This is a genomic window from Mesorhizobium sp. YM1C-6-2 (assembly GCF_003666685.1).
Taxonomy (GTDB): Bacteria; Pseudomonadota; Alphaproteobacteria; order Rhizobiales; family Rhizobiaceae; genus Mesorhizobium_K.
This window is the reverse complement of record NZ_RCIZ01000011.1, coordinates 81,632-97,914: the sequence shown is the minus strand read 5'-3', so window position 1 is coordinate 97,914 and position 16,283 is coordinate 81,632. Positions and strand designations below refer to the sequence as shown.

Here is a 16,283-nt window from a genome sequence, read left to right as displayed (position 1 = left end):
AAACGAATGGGAGAATGAAGATGAAGCGCTTCCTGAAAGGCGCGGCATGCGCGCTGTTTTTTGCCGGCAGCTACCCGGCTCTCGCGGCCGATCCGGACGCCTGCCTCAAGCCGGTTCTGGCCGACGGAGGCTGGACCGACAACATCGTCCAGAACGGGTTCTCGAGCATCGTGCTCAAGGGGCTGGGCTATGAGCCCCAGGAAACGAGCCTCTCGCTGGGCGTCCTGCTCGAAGGGATGAAGATGGGAAGCGTCGACGTCTTCCTCGCCAACTGGACGCCCAATTCGGACTCGACCCTCAACCCCTATATCGAGGCTGGCGCGATCCGCAACGTGGGCACCAATCTCACGGGCGCGAAATACGCGCTCGCCGTGCCGACCTACAGCTACGAGGCCGGCCTGAAGGATTTCGCCGACATCGAGAAGTTCCGCGCCGAGCTCGACGGCAAGCTGCACGCGCTAGAAGCCGGCAACGACAGCAACAACGTCCTCATCAAGATGCAGGAGGACAAGGCGTTCGGCTTCGACACGTTCGAGATCGTCGAGTCCAGCGAACAGGGGATGCTGGCCGCGGTCGAAAAGGCCGTGTCGAGAAAGGCGCCGATCGTCTTCGTCGGCTGGTCGCCCCACCCGATGAACACGCGCTTCGAGATGAGCTATCTGAGCGGCGGCGACGCCTATTTCGGCCCGAACTACGGCAGCGCGGAGGTGTGGACCGGACTGCGTCCGGCCTACGCGGACCAGTGCCCCAACGCCCTGAAATTCTTCCAGAACCTGCGTTTCACGCCGGAAATGCTGAGCGCCAACATGCAGAAGGTCCTGGAAGAGGACAAGAGCGGGCAGCAGGTGGCGCTGGAGAGCCTGAAGAGCGACGATTCGATGCTCGCCGCCTGGCTGGAAGGCGTCACGGCGACGGACGGCCGCGACGGCGTCGCGGCGGTCAAGGCCTACATCGAGGCGAACTGAGGCGCGGCCCGCCCACGCTCCCCTCAGCGCCGGCGGACGACAGGAACGAAAAAGCCCGGCCTTCTCGCGAAGGCCGGGCATTGCCGCAGGCAGGCCGGTGGGGGAACCGGGTGGGGATTGAACGCCTGCGTTTGACTTCAGGACACCTGTCGCGCCATCGCCTCGATCTCGCGCTGCCGCGTTTCGGCGAGCGCACCCAGATGCGCGGTCGGATCCCTGCCGAACGGCAGGTCGATCGCGACCGAAAGGTCGGTGCGCGTCAGGCCGATATCGGCAAGCTCGGTGTCGGACATCTCGCCGAGGCGGTAGAACTCGCGGCGGTTTTTCCAGGCGCGCAGGAAATTCGAGACGGCATTCGCGATGCGCACGACCGGGGCGACCGCCGGGCGCGTCCCATGCATCGTCTCCCTCGCGTGAACCATCGTGGCCATGTCGTTTCTCCTTCGTTCGGGCAAGAGACCGCAGCCCCGGTCCCGCGGAAAATCGCGGCCGGGCGAAGCGGCATCTGCTTGGGTTTACGCTGGGACATTGCCATCATTAGATTGATTTATCCAACGAATGTTTCTAATCTTTAGCATCAACATTGATGATGGGTGTCACCATGGCCGCACCGCTTGACCTCGACCAGTTGCAGACCTTCATCACCATCTCCGACATGGGCAGCTTCACCCGTGCGGCGGACGAGGTGCACCGCACGCAGTCGGCCGTATCCATGCAGATGCGCCGGCTCGAGGAACGGATCGGCAAGCCGCTCTTCGAGAAGGACGGCCGCACCAACAGGCTGACCGAGGAAGGCGAGAGGCTGCTGTCCTACGCGCGGCGGCTTCTGCATCTCAACCGCGAGACGCTCGCGGCCTTCGACGACCGGGCGCTCGAGGGCACCGTGCGCATCGGCATTCCCGACGACTATGCCGACCGCTTCCTGCCGGAGATCATGGCGCGCTTCGCGCGGTCGAACCCGCGCGTCGAGCTGACGGTGATCTGCGAGCCGACGCCGGGGCTGGTCGAGCACCTCAAGCGCGGCAACCTCGATCTTTCCATCGTCACCCACAGCGACGCGCATGCGCCATCCGAAGTGGTGCGGCGCGAGCCGCTGCTGTGGGTCTCGTCGGCCAACCACGCCACCCATGAGGAGGAAGTGCTGCCGATGGCGTTCGGGCGGCCCAACTGCATCTGGCGGCGGGCCGCCTGCGACGTGCTCGACAGGATGGATCGCGACTACCGGGTGCTGTTCTCCAGCTTCTCGGCCACCGTCATCACCGCGGCCGTGCTGTCAGGGCTGGCGATCTCGGTGCTGCCGGAATGCGCGCTCAGGCCGGGCATGCGGGTGCTGTCCGAGGCGGATGGCTTCGGCATCCTGCCCGATTGCAAGATCGGCATCATGCGCGGCCACACGGCGCGGGCCGACATCGTCGACGCGATCGCCAGGCATATCTCCGACAGCCTCGACAACATCTCGGTGCCGATGGCGGAGGAGCCCGGCGGCTTCGATTTCGCGGCGCTGACCTCGGCCGTGCGCGGACGCCGGTCGAAGCCGGGCCAGCTCGTTCCGGGCTGGTGAGTTGCGGGCGAAGCCCGCAAATTCGTCTCCGGCCGAAAGCAATTGTTAACCCTGCGGGGCGAGTCTCTTCCGACGCCAATCCCCTTTTGTCGCGATTCCGGACGGAAAAAACCGTTTCCGCTTCCTGGAATTGCCGGTGACCGACGGAGAGACAAGATGACCCGCATCCTGGCCGTATCGCTCGTTTCCTTGATGCTCGCCGGCTGCGGATCGAGCCAGGCGACCCGCACAGCAAGCGGCGCCGCGATCGGCGCCGGCACCGGCGCAGTGGCCGGAGCGGCGATCGCCGGATCGACCGGCGCGATCGTCGGCGGCCTCGGCGGCGCGGCGGTCGGCGCCGTCGTCGGCGCTAACAAGTAGCGGCGGACCGCCCTACTCCACAGGCTCCGGCTTCGGTCCAAACGAAAAGCCCCGGCGCGAGGCCGGGGCTTGAAGTGCGCGGAACGCTCGAAACCGTCAGAACTTGTAGCCCACGCCGACGGACACGGTGTTCATCGTGAAGTCGCCGTCGACCGGGGTGTCCAGATCGATGTCCTCGTTGCCGAAATCGTAGTAGCGATACTCGGCGCGGACCGTCCAGTTGTCGGTGAAGGCATGCTCGACGCCCGCGCCAACCGTCCAGCCGGTGAAGCTGGTGCTGTCGTTGCCGAAGTTATCGGTGTCGACATCGGCACCGGCGAAGGCCACGCCGGCGGTTCCGAAGACCAGCGTACGGTCGAATGCGAAGCCGGCGCGGCCGCGGATCGAGCCGAACCAGTTGATCTCGGCATCGACGTCCTCACCGAGAACGGAGAAATCGTCGTTCAGCCCGGAATAGTTCACGTCTGCCTCGATGCCGCCGACGAAGGAACCCGACTGGTAGTTGAAGCCGACAAGACCGCCGACAAAGCCGCTGTCGGGGTCGATGTTGCCGTTGAAACCGAAGTCGGGCACCGAGAAATCGGCATCGGCCCAGCCGTAGCCGCCCTGGATGCCGACATAACCGCCGGTCCAGATGAACACGCTGTCCACCGGAGCGACCGGCGCCGGCTCATAGACCACGGCGTCGGCGGCAAACGCTCCGCCGGCGGCGGCGAAAAGGAAGCCCGAAGCGAGAAGGATCTTACGCATAGCCCATACCCCTAAGATTTGAGGGAACGAATACCACGGCCGGCATGTAAACAGGGTAAATTTTGTAATAAGCGATTCTCTTTTTTCTATGCGTTGCCGGAATGCAACTAGGGCGCCGGCCGGCCACGGCGAAGCCGGTCGACCTTACAAGGCTTGACCCGCAAGGCCCGACGCAGCACCTATCGGGCATGAGCGACCAGTTTTTCGAATCGCCCGCCGCCGGCGTCCGGACCCGCGAAGCCCGCAGCAACGCCGCCGAATATACGGTGAGCGAGATCTCCAATGCGCTGAAGCGCACGGTCGAGGACACGTTCGGCCATGTCAGGGTGCGCGGCGAGATTTCCGGCTATCGGGGTCCGCACTCGTCCGGCCATGCCTATTTCAGCCTGAAGGACGACAAGGCGAAGATCGACGCCGTGGTCTGGCGCACCACCATGCAGCGGCTGAAATTCCGCCCCGAAGAGGGGATGGAGGTCATCGCCACCGGCAAGCTCACCACCTATCCCGGCAAGTCGAGCTACCAGATCGTCATCGACAATCTGGAGCCGGCGGGCGCCGGCGCGCTGATGGCGCTGCTCGAGGAGCGCAAGAAGCGGCTGGCGGCCGAGGGCCTGTTCGACAAGGAGCGCAAACGGCCCCTGCCCTACATGCCCAAGGTGATCGGCGTGGTGACCTCGCCGACCGGCGCCGTCATCCGCGACATCATCCATCGCATCAAGGACCGCTTTCCGCTCACCGTCGTCGTCTGGCCGGTGCGCGTTCAGGGCGAGACCTCGGGACCCGAGGTCGCGGCGGCGGTTTCCGGCTTCAACATGCTGCCCGAAGGCGGGCCGGTGCCGCGGCCCGACCTGATCATCGTGGCGCGCGGCGGCGGCAGCCTCGAGGACCTCTGGGGCTTCAACGACGAGGCCCTGGCAAGGACCGTGGCGGCGTCGGGCATTCCCGTCGTCTCGGCGGTCGGACACGAGACCGACTGGACGCTGATCGACTACGCGGCGGACATGCGCGCGCCGACGCCGACGGGTGCCGCGGAATTCGCGGTGCCGGTGAAGGCCGAGCTGGAAGCGACGCTCGCCAATCTTTCGGCGCGGCTGAAGGCCTGTACCTCCCGCAATTTTGAGCGCAAGCGCACGGCGCTCAGGGCCGCCGCGCGCGCGCTCCCCTCGCCCGACCAGTTGCTGGCGCTGCCGAGACGCCGCTTCGACGAAGCGACCAGCCGGCTCGGGCGCGCACTCGAAGTCTCGACTGAGCGCAAGCGTGCGCGGCTCACCGCAGCGCGGCTGACGCCGGCGGTCCTGGCGCGCCGGCTGGCGGAGGCGCGCCGGCATCTCGACCGCGCCGGACAGCAGTTGCCGAAATGCGCAAGGGCGAACATCACCGCGCATAGCCGCCACCTGGCGACGGCAGCCGCAAGGCTGACGCCCGCGCCGCTGGAGCGGCGGCTGGCGGAAGCAAGACGCAACGCGGCGCGCGACCTGCAGCGCGCGCAGGGCGCGTTCCTGGCGATCGTCCGCGAGCGGCGCGGGAAATTCGACCGTACCGGGGCCAGGCTGTCCGCCGAGCCGATCGCCCGGCGCCAGGCGCTTCAGCGCGACCGGCTGCAGGATTTCACGCGCCGCGCGGACCAGGCGACGGCGCTGCTTCTCGAACGCAGCCGGACACGCCTCGACCATGCCGACCGGCTGCTCGCCACGCTGGCGCTGTCGGACCAGTCGATCCTCGACCGCGGCTACGCGCTGGTGATCGGGCCGGACGGCAAGCTGATCAAACGCGCGGCGGAGGTGTCGCTGGGAGCGGAGCTGACGCTGAAATTCGCCGACGGCACGGCGCAGGCGACCGGCGGCGGCTTGCGGCTGAAGTCGACGCGGACGCCGGCCAAGCCGAAGGACCCCGGCAGCCAGGGGTCGCTGTTCTAAGGCTGCTGCCGTCGACTTGCTTCTTCGACGCGGACACGCAGGCCGTCGGGAATGCGACCGGCCTCACAGCATAGAGATGACCGGCCGCCGCGCGACAAAGTCGCGCGGAACGGGCCGATCAGATATCCCTCAGAACTTGTAGTTGATGCCCAGCCGGACCGTCTGGAGAGTCACGTCGGAGGTGAGATCCGCCTCGAATATGCCTGGTTCTTCGAGGTTGAGGAACGTCTCCTCGCCGAGGTCGACATAGAGATATTCGGCCTTCAGCGTCCAGTTGTCGGCGAATGCGTATTCGGCGCCGGCGCCTGCCGCCCAGCCGGTGCGCGTATCCTTCGACGACGCCGAGTCGCCGATGGGACTCCCAATGAAGGGAACGGCTTCATAGCTGGCCGTGCTCGTGGTTTCGCCAAACGCCAAACCACCGGTGCCGTAAATCATCAGGCGCTCGGTCGGCACGAAACCGATCCTGCCGCGCGCCGTTCCGAACCAGTCGATTTCCGTTGAGACGTCGGCATCGAGGGTGGCGAGGCCGAAATCAAAGAATCGGTTGGCGCCCCCATCGATGTTCGCCGCCTGGACGTCGACCTCGACACCGAAGACAAACTGGCCCGTCTGCCAGTTGAAGCCGGCCTGGGCGCCGCCGAGGATGCCGTCGCCGTCGGCATCGAACCCTTCGCTGATTGGGCCGATGATAATGACGTCCGCGCCGAAATTCTGCTCGAAATCGCCCCAGCCATAGCCGATGTTGGCGCCGATATAGCCGCCGGTCCAGTTGAAGCCGGGCTCGACGATGACTGCTGCTTCCTCAACCACCGCGTCGGCGGCGTTGGCAGCCGTCGCAAGTGCCGCGGCGCAAGCCGCGCCGGCCAAGATTGCGGTAAACCTGTTCATTGCACTCCCCCGCCTGCCACTCTGTTGCCCTAGCGGCAAGCTAGCAGCGTTTCGGGCGATGCGTAGTTGCAGAGCTGCAACAGCTGGAACGAATCAGATGGTGAAACCGGCCGCCGCCAAATAAACACGGGAGCCGCCGGAGGACGGGCGCGCGCCGGGACAGGCGATATGCCCGACCGCTCGACGACGAACCCGCATCTATCGCCGAGCTCAGGAGGAAAAGCAGAGAGAAGCGGCAACGCCCGCGCCCTTGTCCTCTCCCCCTCCTTGCGGCGAGAGGGTAAGGATGCGGAAGCAAAATATCCCGGTTGAATACAGGAAAGACAGCAATGGCCGATACCAAAGACAGCAACGGAACGACGCTTGCCGACGGCGATTCCGTCACCCTGATCAAGGACCTCAAGGTCAAGGGCACGTCCGAGACGATCAAGCGGGGCACGCTGGTGAAGAACATCCGCCTCACCGACGATCCCGGCCTGATCGAATGCAACACCAAGCAGGTCAAGGGCCTGGTCCTGAAAACCGAATTCCTGAAAAAGGCCTGAGACGCGAGCGCCCGATGAGCAACCCCCACCTCGCCACGCCATCCGGCAAGCCGCGCGCGCGGAGTTTCGGCATCCCCTTCGACGGCGTGCCGGGCCCGAACAACGCGATCACCGACGTATCAGGCGTGACGGTCGGCTACACGACGCTGATTTCGGGCGACGGCGCATCGGTCTCAGGCGAGGCAGCGGTCAGGACCGGCGTAACCGCGATCCTGCCGAGGCCGGGCCAGAAAATCGCGGCTCCGGTCTTTGCCGGCATCTTCAGCGGCAACGGCAATGGCGAGCTGACCGGCACGCACCTGATCGAGGAGATCGGCGCGTTCAACCTGCCCATCACCATCACCAACACGCATAGCTGCGGCGTGGCGCGCGACGGCACGCTGCGCTGGGCACACGGCCTCATGCCCGGCGTGCTGGACGATTCCTGGGCGCTGCCGGTGGCGGGCGAGACCTATGACGGGTTCCTGAACGACATCAACGGACACCACCTGACCTTCGACCATGTGGCGGCAGCGCTGGACGGCGCCGCAAGCGGTCCCATCGAGGAAGGCAGCGTCGGCGGCGGCACCGGCATGATCACCTGCGGCTTCAAGGCGGGTTCGGGCACCGCTTCGCGCGTGGTCGAATGGCAGGGCCGGCGCTACACGCTCGGCGTCTTCGTGCAGTCGAATTTCGGCAAGCGCTGGAATTTCACGGTGCGCGGGGTGCGGGCCGGGCTGGAGCTCGCCGAGCCGGCGATCCGCGAAGGCACGCCGCGCGCCGAGAAAAGCTCGATCATCGCCATCGTCGCCACCGACGCGCCGCTGATGCCGCACCAGTTGAAGCGGCTGGCGAAGCGCGTTCCGCTCGGCGTGGCGATGACCGGCGGCTACGGCTATCACAGCTCGGGCGACATCTTCCTCGCCTTCTCGACCGCCAATGCGGAGGCCGCTGAAGGCGCATCGGGCAGGCTGGCGCGGGCCGAATACGTGCCTGACGTCGACATCGACATCTTCTTCGACGCCACCGTGCAGGCGACCGAGGAGGCGATCCTGAACAGCCTCACCGCCAATGACGACATGACCGGGCGGGCCGGGAATTTTGTCCCCGCCCTGCCCAAGGCGTGGCTGAAGCGGTTCAGCGCCGGCTGAGACCCGCGCCGGGCGTGGACAGGACGGCTTCAATGGATATCAATTGGAAGGCTGAGGGACGCGTGCGATAGACAGCCGGAGGGGACGCCATCATGGGCAGCACGGAGCAAGCGAGGAAATCTGCCTATGAGCGGCTCGGCGGCGACGACGGGGTCCGTGCGCTTGTCGAGCGGTTCTACGACATCATCGAGCAGGAGGAATATGCCGAGGAGCTGCATCTCCTGCACCGCCGCGGTTTCGGCGTCGCCCATTCCCGGGAGGAGCAGTTCAACTATCTGAGCGGCTTTTTCGGCGGGCCGCAGCGCTACGTGATGAAGCACGGCCATGCGCGGCTCAAGGAAATCCACGAGCATGTGCCGATCGGCCCGGAGATGCGCGACCTCTGGCTGCGCTGCATGGACCAGGCGATCGCCGGGTCCGGACTGGACGAAGACCTTGCCGCCCTCCTCATGCGCCACCTGAAGGCGGCGGCCGAAACCGCCCGCAACCAGGACTGACGCGCCTGAAGGGACGGTCTCAGTCGAGCTTTTGAATCTCGGCTGCCTGGTCAGGAACGAGCCGGACGCGGTATTTCGCATCGGCGCAAGTCAGCGTCCATACCGCGTCGTCGGCGGCGGTCGGATCACGCTTGGCGCTGACCGGCTCGGAACAGGCAAATCCCTGCTGACGGGCCTGAACCGCCACCAGTTCGCCCGCCGCGGCGTCGTCGGTCGCACCGGAGTCCGTCTGCGCCAGGGCAGGATGAATGCCGGCGGCAAACACCGCCGCGGCTGCCCAGCGCAATGGTTGGCTTTTCATGATCCCGAGTCTCCGAAACTGCATGCCATGCCGGCTTGCTTATTCTGCTCGGACTTCTGCGGTTCCTGCAACAGGAAATCGCCGCCGCGAGGAAGTCCGACAAGCGGCAAGGGCATAAACATGATGCGGCTCGCATGGGCTCCCGGCAGCCCGGCGACCGTCTCTTGCCACAACCAACGCCTTCACCTGGATCACGCCGGAATTCCTGCGGTGTTCTACGCGATTCCGAACCGCCATGTCGCCGGGCGCGCAGCGTCCCGCCGGGAAATCGCCGACAGTGGAGCCATGACAGACGCCGCCATGCCCCCCGTCCAGCCGCAGGTCGCGCGGCGCGAGGAGCGCATCGGCCTGCTGCTCGTCTTCCTCTCGGCCCTGGTCTGGAGCTTTGGCGGAGCGATCGCCCGCTTCCTGGAGACGCCCGACAGCTGGACCGTGGTCTTCTGGCGCTCGCTCTGGGCGGCGGTGTTCCTGATCGGCTTCATGATGCTGCGCGACGGCGTCCGCGGCACGCTAAAGCTCTTCCGCGACATGGGCTTGCCGGGCGTCGCCGTCGCCGCCTGCTTCGCCATCGCCTCGACCTCCTTCATCGTCGCCATCGCCCACACCACCGTGGCCAATGTCGTCCTGATGCAGGCCGGCGTGCCGCTGATCGCGGCGCTGCTCGCCTTCCTCCTCTTCCGGGAGCGGGTGGCGCCGGCGACCTGGGCCGCCATCGCGGCCGTCATCTGCGGCGTCGCCATCATGGTCTCGGAATCCTTCGACGGCTCCGTTTCGCCGATCGGCGACGGCCTGGCCGTGCTGATCGCCTTCGCCTTCTCGATCGCGACCGTGATCACCCGGCGCTATTCGCATGTGCGCATGACCCCCGCGACCTGTCTCGGCACCATCTTCGCCGCCTCGTTCGCCGCCACCCAGGCCGGCGGTTTCGCGGTGTCGGGCTACGACATGACCTGGCTGTTCGCCTTCGGGGCGCTCAACCTCGGCCTCGGGCTTGCCTGCTTCGCGACCGGTGCGCGGCTGATCCCCGCCGCCTTCACCGCGCTGCTCGGCACTTTCGAGACGCTGCTCAGCCCGGTCTGGGTCTGGCTCTTCCACGGCGAGATACCTTCCACCCGCACGCTGCTTGGCGGAGCCGTCATTTTCACGGCGCTTCTCGTCCACATCGCGCTGGAGTTCCAGCGCATGTCGCGGCCGCAGCGGGCCGGCGTCACGGGGCTGCCGTCACCCAATTGACGCAACGTGCGATCGCCGCCTCCAATTCCAACTTGTCGACGTTAAAAAAGGTCAATAGGCTCGAATTTCCGAAGCTCGCCGGGGCACCTTGGATGCGCGTCCAGACGGGTAAATCAAGGCAAGGGGTTTTACGATGATCGGTAAATTGTCTCGGCTTTCCGCAGCGACTGCTGTGGTTGCGCTCGTGAGCGGCGCCGCCTGGGCGCAGGAGCGAGTCGTCAACGTCTACAACTGGTCCGACTATATCGACGAGTCGATCATAGACGACTTCACCAAGGAGACCGGCATCAAGGTCGTCTACGACGTCTTCGATTCCAACGAGATCCTCGAAACCAAGCTTCTCGCCGGCGGCAGCGGCTACGACGTGGTGGTGCCGACCGGCAACTTCCTCGCCCGCCAGATCCAGGCCGGCGTCTTCCAGAAGCTGGACAAGTCGAAGCTCCCCAACCTCTCCAACATGTGGGACGTGGTATCGGAGCGCACCGCGAAATACGATCCCGGCAACGACTACTCGATCAACTACATGTGGGGCACGGTCGGGCTCGGCTACAACCAGAAGAAAGTGCAGGAAGCGCTCGGCATCGAGAAGATCGACAGCTGGGACGTCTTCTTCGACCCGGAGAAGCTTTCCAAGCTCGCCGACTGCGGCGTCTACGTGCTCGATTCCGCGACCGACATCTTCCCGACCACCTTCATGTATCTCGGCATGGATCCGGGCAGCACCTCGCCCGACGACTTCGCCAAGGCCGAGGAGGCGCTGATGAAGGTGCGGCCCTACATCCGCAAGTTCCACTCGTCCGAATACATCAACGCGCTCGCCAACGGCGACATCTGCCTCGCCATCGGCTGGTCGGGTGACGTGTTCCAGGCGCGCGACCGCGCCGCCGAGGCCGACCAGGGCGTCGTCGTCGACTACGTCATCCCGGGCGAAGGCGCCGAGATGTGGTTCGACCAGCTCGCCATTCCGGCCGACGCCAAGAATGTCGAGGAAGCTCACGAATTCCTCAACTACATCATGAAGCCGGAAGTCGCCGCCAAGGCCACCAACTACGTCTACTTCCCGAACGGCAACAAGGCTTCCCAGCAATTCATCGACAAGGAGATCATCGACGATCCGGCGATCTACCCGGACGAGGCCACGCTGGCGAAGCTGTTCACCGTCGCGCCCTATGACCCCAAGACGCAGCGCGTGGTGACGCGCACCTGGACCAAGATCGTCACCGGCCAGTGATCGGTGACAGACCCCGGCGCCCAAAACGCCGGGGTCTTTTTTCAGAGGATGCAATTCTGGGGGTAGCATCGTCATCATGAAATCGCTCGGCAGCATCAGACGGGACTTCGCCCCCTGGAAAGATCCGTCGGCGAAGCCCTACATCGCATTCGAGAACGTCACCAAGGTCTTCGGCGACTTCACCGCCGTCGACGACCTGTCGCTGACCATCTTCGAGAAGGAATTCTTCGCGCTGCTCGGCGGCTCCGGTTCCGGCAAGTCGACCCTGCTCAGGATGCTGGCCGGCTTCGACGAGCCGACGAAAGGCCGCATCCTGCTCGACGGGCAGGACCTCGCCGGCATCCCGCCCTACCGGCGGCCGCTCAACATGATGTTCCAGTCCTACGCGCTCTTCCCGCACATGACCGTGGAGGCCAACATCGCCTTTGGCCTCAAGCAGGAGGGCATGCCGAAGGCCGACATCGCGGCGCGGGTCGCCGAGATGCTCAAGCTGGTCAAGCTGGAGCAGTTCGCCAAGCGCAAGCCGCACCAGCTTTCCGGTGGCCAGCGCCAGCGCGTGGCGCTCGCCCGTTCCGTCGCCAAGCGGCCCAAGGTGCTGCTGCTCGACGAGCCGCTCGGCGCCCTCGACAAGAAGCTGCGCGAGGAGACGCAGTTCGAGCTGATGGACCTGCAGCAGTCGCTGGGACTGACCTTCGTCATCGTGACCCACGACCAGGAAGAGGCGATGACCATGGCCGACCGCATCGCCATCCTCGACAAGGGCCAGGTCATGCAGGTAGCCACGCCCGCCGAGATCTACGAGGCGCCCGCATCGCGCTTCGTCGCCAGCTTCGTCGGCAATGTGAACATGTTCGAGGGCACCGTGGCGGCGCGTGAGGCCAACAAGGCGCGCATCGCCGGCGCCAGCGGCGCCGAGATCTTCGTCGAGAACGCCGGCGACGCGGCGGCCGGCAACGCCGTCGCCTTCGCGGTCCGCCCCGAGAAGATCAAGGTCTCGTCCAAGCGGCCAGAGGGCTCGGCCAACGCGATGGAGGGCGAGGTCTTCGATCTCGCCTATCTCGGCGACATGACCGTCTATCACGTCCGGCTCCCCGACGGTCAGGTGGTGAAGGCCAGCGCGCTCAACAGCTCGCGCCTCACCGACGACCCGCTGACCTGGAACGACCGCGCCTGGATCTCCTTTCAGCCGGACGCCGGCGTCGTCCTGACGAGGTAGGGGGATCATGGCCAGCGCAGCCGTATCCGCCGTCGCCGAAACCTCGGAGCCCGCCGCCTCCACGGGGCTCGCGCGTGTCCTGCAGGCGGTGACCGGCCGCCTGGTCATCATCGTCCCCTATCTCTGGCTGCTGTTTTTCTTCCTTGCCCCCTTCGTCATCGTCTTCAAGATTTCGCTCTCGACGACGGCGATCGCCATGCCGCCCTATACGCCGGCCTTCAGCCTTGACGAGGGTTTCGCCGGACTTTGGTCGCAGCTCCAGGAACTCAACTTCGACAACTACCTCTGGCTGACCGACGACCCGCTCTACCTCAATGCCTATCTCTCCAGCGTCTGGATCGCCGGCGTTTCGACGCTGCTGGCGCTGCTCGTCGGCTACCCGATCGCCTACGGCATGGCGCGCGCGCCGGTGTCGCTGAGGCCGACGCTTCTGATGCTGGTCATCCTGCCCTTCTGGACGTCGTTCCTGATCCGCGTCTACGCCTGGATCGGCATACTGAAGCCCGAGGGCCTCCTCAACCAGTTGCTGCTCGGCCTCGGCGTCATCGACACGCCGCTGGTCATCCTCAACACCCATACGGCCATCTTCATCGGCATCGTCTATTCCTACCTGCCCTTCATGATCCTGCCGCTCTACTCCTCGCTGGAGAAGATGGACTATTCGCTCATCGAGGCGGCGCTGGATCTCGGCTGCCGGCCCATCACCGCCTTCTGGAAGATCACCTTCCCGCTTTCGCTGCCGGGCGTGATCGCCGGCTGCATGCTCGTCTTCATCCCGGCCGTCGGCGAATTCGTCATTCCCGACCTGCTCGGCGGCTCGCAGACGCTGATGATCGGCAAGACCTTGTGGAACGAGTTCTTCGCCAATCGCGACTGGCCGGTCTCCTCGGCGGTCGCCGTCATCCTGCTGCTTCTGCTGATCGTGCCGATCATGATCTTCCAGTTCGCGCAGGCACGCGCGCAGGAGCAGGGCCGATGAACCCGACCTGGTCCCGCTTCAATATCACCTCCGTGGTGCTCGGCTTCGCCTTCCTCTATCTGCCGATCGTGCTGCTGGTCGTATTCTCGTTCAACGCGTCCCGGCTGGTGACCGTCTGGGGCGGTTTTTCGATCAAATGGTACGGCGAGCTGTTCCGCAACCAGGGCCTGATGGACGCGGCCTGGGTGACGCTGCGCGTCGGCGTCATCTCGGCGACCGTCGCCACTGTCCTCGGCACGCTGGCGGCGCTTGCGCTCACCCGCTACACGCGCTTCCGCGGCAGGGTGCTGTTCTCCGGCATGGTGTTCGCGCCGCTGGTCATGCCGGAGGTGATCACCGGCCTGTCGCTGCTCCTTCTCTTCGTCGCCATCGACCTCGACCGCGGCTTCCTGACGGTCACGCTGGCGCACATCACCTTCTCCATGTGTTTCGTGGCGGTGGTGGTGCAGTCGCGGCTGATGAGCTTCGACCGCTCGCTGGAGGAAGCCGCGATGGATCTTGGCGCGCCGCCGGTGAAGACCTTCTTCCAGGTCACGCTGCCGGTCATCGCGCCCGCCGTGGTCTCGGGCTGGATGCTCGCCTTCACCCTGTCGCTCGACGACCTCGTCATCGCGAGCTTCGCCTCGGGTCCGGGCGCCACCACGCTGCCGATGAAGATCTACAGCCAGGTGCGGCTCGGCGTGACACCCGAGATCAACGCGGCCTGCACGCTGATGATCGGCATCGTCGCGGCCGGCGTGCTCGCCGCGTCGATCGTCAACAAGCGCCGCGAGGCGCAACGCCAGCGGGACGCGCAGGCCGCGCTGCGCGCATAGTCATTCCGGGATCGGCGCGGTCGTCGGCGTCACCCGCGGTGCGCTCCACGGACCATCGATGCGGAAGGTCGTCGCGGCGGCCTGCTCTGCGGCCTGCGCGGCAGTCTGCGCCGGCGCTTCGGCCTTGCCGGACAGGTCGAGCTCTCCCGAGGCGAACTGGGCAACGCCGGCGATCGCGATCCGGTGCAGCAGCGTCCTGACCTCGGCCTTCTCGATCGTCGCGACGCCGCCCGCGATGTTGGCCTTCACTTCCAGCGCCTCGACCGCGGACGCGGCACCCGGCGTCCCTTCCATCACGAAGGGCACGCCGTCTTTTGCGCGGCCAAGCAGGCCGTCTATGTCGATGCCGTGCAGGGCGCCCTTGCCGAAGCTCGCCGAGAAGGAGCCGTTGGCCTGGGCGAGCAGCGCATCCCAGTCGCTGCCGTTCCCCTTCAGTATGACGGAAACGGTACCGCGGCCGGCCTGCGCCAGCCTCGTCATGCCGGCGGCCGCGCCGAAGGCGGCGCCATCTATGTCGGACGCCAGCAGGCGCATCTCGACCTGCGTCCCCTCCCCCTTGCGGTCGAAGCGCAAACCGGCCTGGACGATGCCGCCGAAGGCCGACGCCTCGGAAATGTCGAATGCCGCCAGTTCCGAGTCGACGCGCGCCGTCGCCGCAAGGTCGCCGAGCGCGATCGTCCCCACCGTCGCCTGCGCCGCCGAGAGGCGCAGGTCGAGATTGAGCCGGCTGGCGAAGTCGGCGTCTATGATCCCCGGCCCGCTTCCGGCCGACGGCTCGAGCGGCGTGAAGGCGGAGAGGAAGGCCCTGAGGTCGAGCGTGTCGAAAGCGAGCGTGCCGGCCACCATCGGCAGCTTGCCGGTGAGCAGCAGGTCGAGCGCGCCGCGCGCCGGCTTGCCGTCGAGCACGATCTCCGCATCCTCGAAACGCAACCGTTCGGCACCGCCCATGACGCGGCTTTGCATGGACACGGAGCCGATCGTGGAGTCATGCAGCAGCCCCGTCCGCGACCAGTCGAGGATGCGGCGGACCGAAGGCGCGGAGAAACTCATCCGGCCGTCGACATAGGGATTTTCGCCCAGGCTTGCGGTGCCGTCGAAGAAGACGTTCGCCGCCGCGGATTTCAGGTTGACCTTCACCGGCGCCGCCGCCCCGCCGAGGAAGAGCAGAGGCTTTGCTGAGCCTAGGTCGATGGTGAACTGCTCGCCGCGCCATGAGCCGGTGGCCGTCGCGCTCGCCCGGCCGTTCAGCCTCCCCCAGTCGAGCTTTCCGGCAAGGCCGGTGGCGATCTCGGTCTCGACGCCGCCGGAGGCCGCGACGATCGTCCCGTCCGTGAACTCGACGACGCCGAAATCCTCAGCGGAGAGCCGTTTGGTATCCGGCGCTGTACGGTTCTCCGTCACGATCTGGCGCGCCGCCTCGATGGCAAGGGCAAGCCGGCTGCCGGCGGGCAAGGCAGGGGCGCCAGCCTCGACCGTGACCGTCGGCCTGAAGAAGCGCGCCAGCGAGAAATCGACATTGCCGGCAAGCGCCGCGAGCGGCGAAAGCTCGATCTCGACCCGTTCGGCCGCTATGACCGGCGTCCCGCCGCCGCCCGGAAGCGACAGCGTGACGCCGGTGAGGTTCGCCTGCAGGTCGGGCCACACGCTGATCTCCGGCGCCTCGGCGATCCTGACCTCGAGCCCGCTCCATTCGCTCATCTCATGGGCGATGCGGTCGCGCACCAGGCGTGTCGACGCCATGAAAGGCAGGGCCAGCACGACGAGCACGATGAGGCTCGCGGCGGCGAGCGCCCACAGGCTGCGTCTCAGCAAAGGGGTCGGCATACCGCTCCGTCAGCCCCGGCGCGGCTGTCCGTCGCCTGATTCGGCATGCGGTCCGTTTCCTGTCATCGC

17 protein-coding genes are annotated in these 16,283 nt (G+C 66.2%); 12 read left to right on the top strand and 5 right to left on the bottom strand.

Annotated elements, in window-relative coordinates:
• Window positions 1–20: 20 nt before the first annotated feature.
• Complete coding sequence (locus D8676_RS22345; RefSeq protein ID WP_121583309.1) at window positions 21–965, top strand: glycine betaine ABC transporter substrate-binding protein; 945 nt, start codon at window positions 21–23, stop codon at window positions 963–965.
• Between the two features lie 137 nt (window positions 966–1,102).
• Here the strand turns inward: D8676_RS22345 and D8676_RS22340 are convergent, their stop codons facing one another.
• Window positions 1,103–1,396 (bottom strand): DUF1127 domain-containing protein, encoded by a 294-nt coding sequence (locus D8676_RS22340; protein ID WP_121583308.1) that lies wholly within the window; start codon window positions 1,394–1,396, stop codon window positions 1,103–1,105.
• A gap of 170 nt (window positions 1,397–1,566) precedes the next feature.
• Here D8676_RS22340 and D8676_RS22335 point away from each other — a divergent pair, with 170 nt between their 5' ends.
• Window positions 1,567–2,526: a LysR substrate-binding domain-containing protein gene (locus tag D8676_RS22335; protein ID WP_121583372.1), complete on the top strand. Its 960-nt coding sequence runs from the start codon at window positions 1,567–1,569 to the stop codon at window positions 2,524–2,526.
• A 156-nt stretch (window positions 2,527–2,682) separates the two neighbouring features.
• The gene (locus D8676_RS22330; RefSeq protein ID WP_121583307.1) at window positions 2,683–2,886 is read left to right on the top strand and encodes a hypothetical protein; all 204 of its coding nucleotides are present in this window, start codon (window positions 2,683–2,685) and stop codon (window positions 2,884–2,886) included.
• Window positions 2,887–2,982: 96 nt separating this feature from the next.
• On the opposite strand, the gene D8676_RS22325 is transcribed toward D8676_RS22330, so the two are convergent.
• Window positions 2,983–3,636 carry an outer membrane protein gene (locus D8676_RS22325; RefSeq protein ID WP_121583306.1) on the bottom strand — a complete coding sequence of 218 codons (654 nt, stop codon included), beginning with the start codon at window positions 3,634–3,636 and terminating at the stop codon, window positions 2,983–2,985.
• A gap of 188 nt (window positions 3,637–3,824) precedes the next feature.
• Here D8676_RS22325 and xseA point away from each other — a divergent pair, with 188 nt between their 5' ends.
• Window positions 3,825–5,552: an exodeoxyribonuclease VII large subunit gene (xseA, locus tag D8676_RS22320; RefSeq protein WP_121583305.1), complete on the top strand. Its 1,728-nt coding sequence runs from the start codon at window positions 3,825–3,827 to the stop codon at window positions 5,550–5,552.
• Window positions 5,553–5,681: 129 nt separating this feature from the next.
• Here xseA and D8676_RS22315 read toward each other — a convergent pair whose 3' ends face one another.
• Complete coding sequence (locus tag D8676_RS22315) at window positions 5,682–6,443, bottom strand: outer membrane protein (protein WP_121583304.1); 762 nt, start codon at window positions 6,441–6,443, stop codon at window positions 5,682–5,684.
• A 329-nt stretch (window positions 6,444–6,772) separates the two neighbouring features.
• On the opposite strand from D8676_RS22315, the gene D8676_RS22310 reads away from it, so the two are divergent.
• The 3 genes from D8676_RS22310 (at window position 6,773) to D8676_RS22300 (ending at window position 8,615) form a co-directional block, all read left to right on the top strand.
• Window positions 6,773–6,988 (top strand): alkylphosphonate utilization protein, encoded by a 216-nt coding sequence (locus D8676_RS22310; RefSeq protein WP_121583303.1) that lies wholly within the window; start codon window positions 6,773–6,775, stop codon window positions 6,986–6,988.
• 14 nt (window positions 6,989–7,002) lie between these two features.
• The gene (locus D8676_RS22305; protein WP_121583302.1) at window positions 7,003–8,118 is read left to right on the top strand and encodes a P1 family peptidase; all 1,116 of its coding nucleotides are present in this window, start codon (window positions 7,003–7,005) and stop codon (window positions 8,116–8,118) included.
• Window positions 8,119–8,210: 92 nt separating this feature from the next.
• A complete protein-coding gene (locus D8676_RS22300; protein ID WP_121583301.1) occupies window positions 8,211–8,615 on the top strand; it encodes a group II truncated hemoglobin in 405 nt (134 codons plus the stop codon).
• A gap of 19 nt (window positions 8,616–8,634) precedes the next feature.
• Here the strand turns inward: D8676_RS22300 and D8676_RS22295 are convergent, their stop codons facing one another.
• Complete coding sequence (locus D8676_RS22295) at window positions 8,635–8,916, bottom strand: hypothetical protein (RefSeq protein ID WP_245427053.1); 282 nt, start codon at window positions 8,914–8,916, stop codon at window positions 8,635–8,637.
• A gap of 285 nt (window positions 8,917–9,201) precedes the next feature.
• On the opposite strand from D8676_RS22295, the gene D8676_RS22290 reads away from it, so the two are divergent.
• The 5 genes from D8676_RS22290 to D8676_RS22270 all read left to right on the top strand — a co-directional run bounded on the left by D8676_RS22290 (window position 9,202) and on the right by D8676_RS22270 (window position 14,390).
• Window positions 9,202–10,149 carry a DMT family transporter gene (locus D8676_RS22290; RefSeq protein ID WP_121583300.1) on the top strand — a complete coding sequence of 316 codons (948 nt, stop codon included), beginning with the start codon at window positions 9,202–9,204 and terminating at the stop codon, window positions 10,147–10,149.
• A gap of 133 nt (window positions 10,150–10,282) precedes the next feature.
• A complete protein-coding gene (locus D8676_RS22285; RefSeq protein ID WP_121583299.1) occupies window positions 10,283–11,380 on the top strand; it encodes a polyamine ABC transporter substrate-binding protein in 1,098 nt (365 codons plus the stop codon).
• Window positions 11,381–11,456: 76 nt separating this feature from the next.
• On the top strand, window positions 11,457–12,596 hold the full coding sequence (locus tag D8676_RS22280) for an ABC transporter ATP-binding protein (RefSeq protein WP_121583298.1): 1,140 nt from the start codon (window positions 11,457–11,459) through the stop codon (window positions 12,594–12,596).
• Between the two features lie 7 nt (window positions 12,597–12,603).
• Window positions 12,604–13,575, top strand: coding sequence for an ABC transporter permease subunit (locus D8676_RS22275; RefSeq protein WP_121583297.1), 972 nt, complete (start codon window positions 12,604–12,606; stop codon window positions 13,573–13,575).
• A complete protein-coding gene (locus D8676_RS22270; protein ID WP_121583296.1) occupies window positions 13,572–14,390 on the top strand; it encodes an ABC transporter permease subunit in 819 nt (272 codons plus the stop codon). Before D8676_RS22275 ends, D8676_RS22270 begins: the two co-directional genes overlap by 4 nt.
• On the opposite strand, the gene D8676_RS22265 is transcribed toward D8676_RS22270, so the two are convergent.
• A complete protein-coding gene (locus D8676_RS22265) occupies window positions 14,391–16,214 on the bottom strand; it encodes an AsmA-like C-terminal region-containing protein (RefSeq protein ID WP_121583295.1) in 1,824 nt (607 codons plus the stop codon).
• Between the last annotated feature and the right edge of the window lie 69 nt (window positions 16,215–16,283).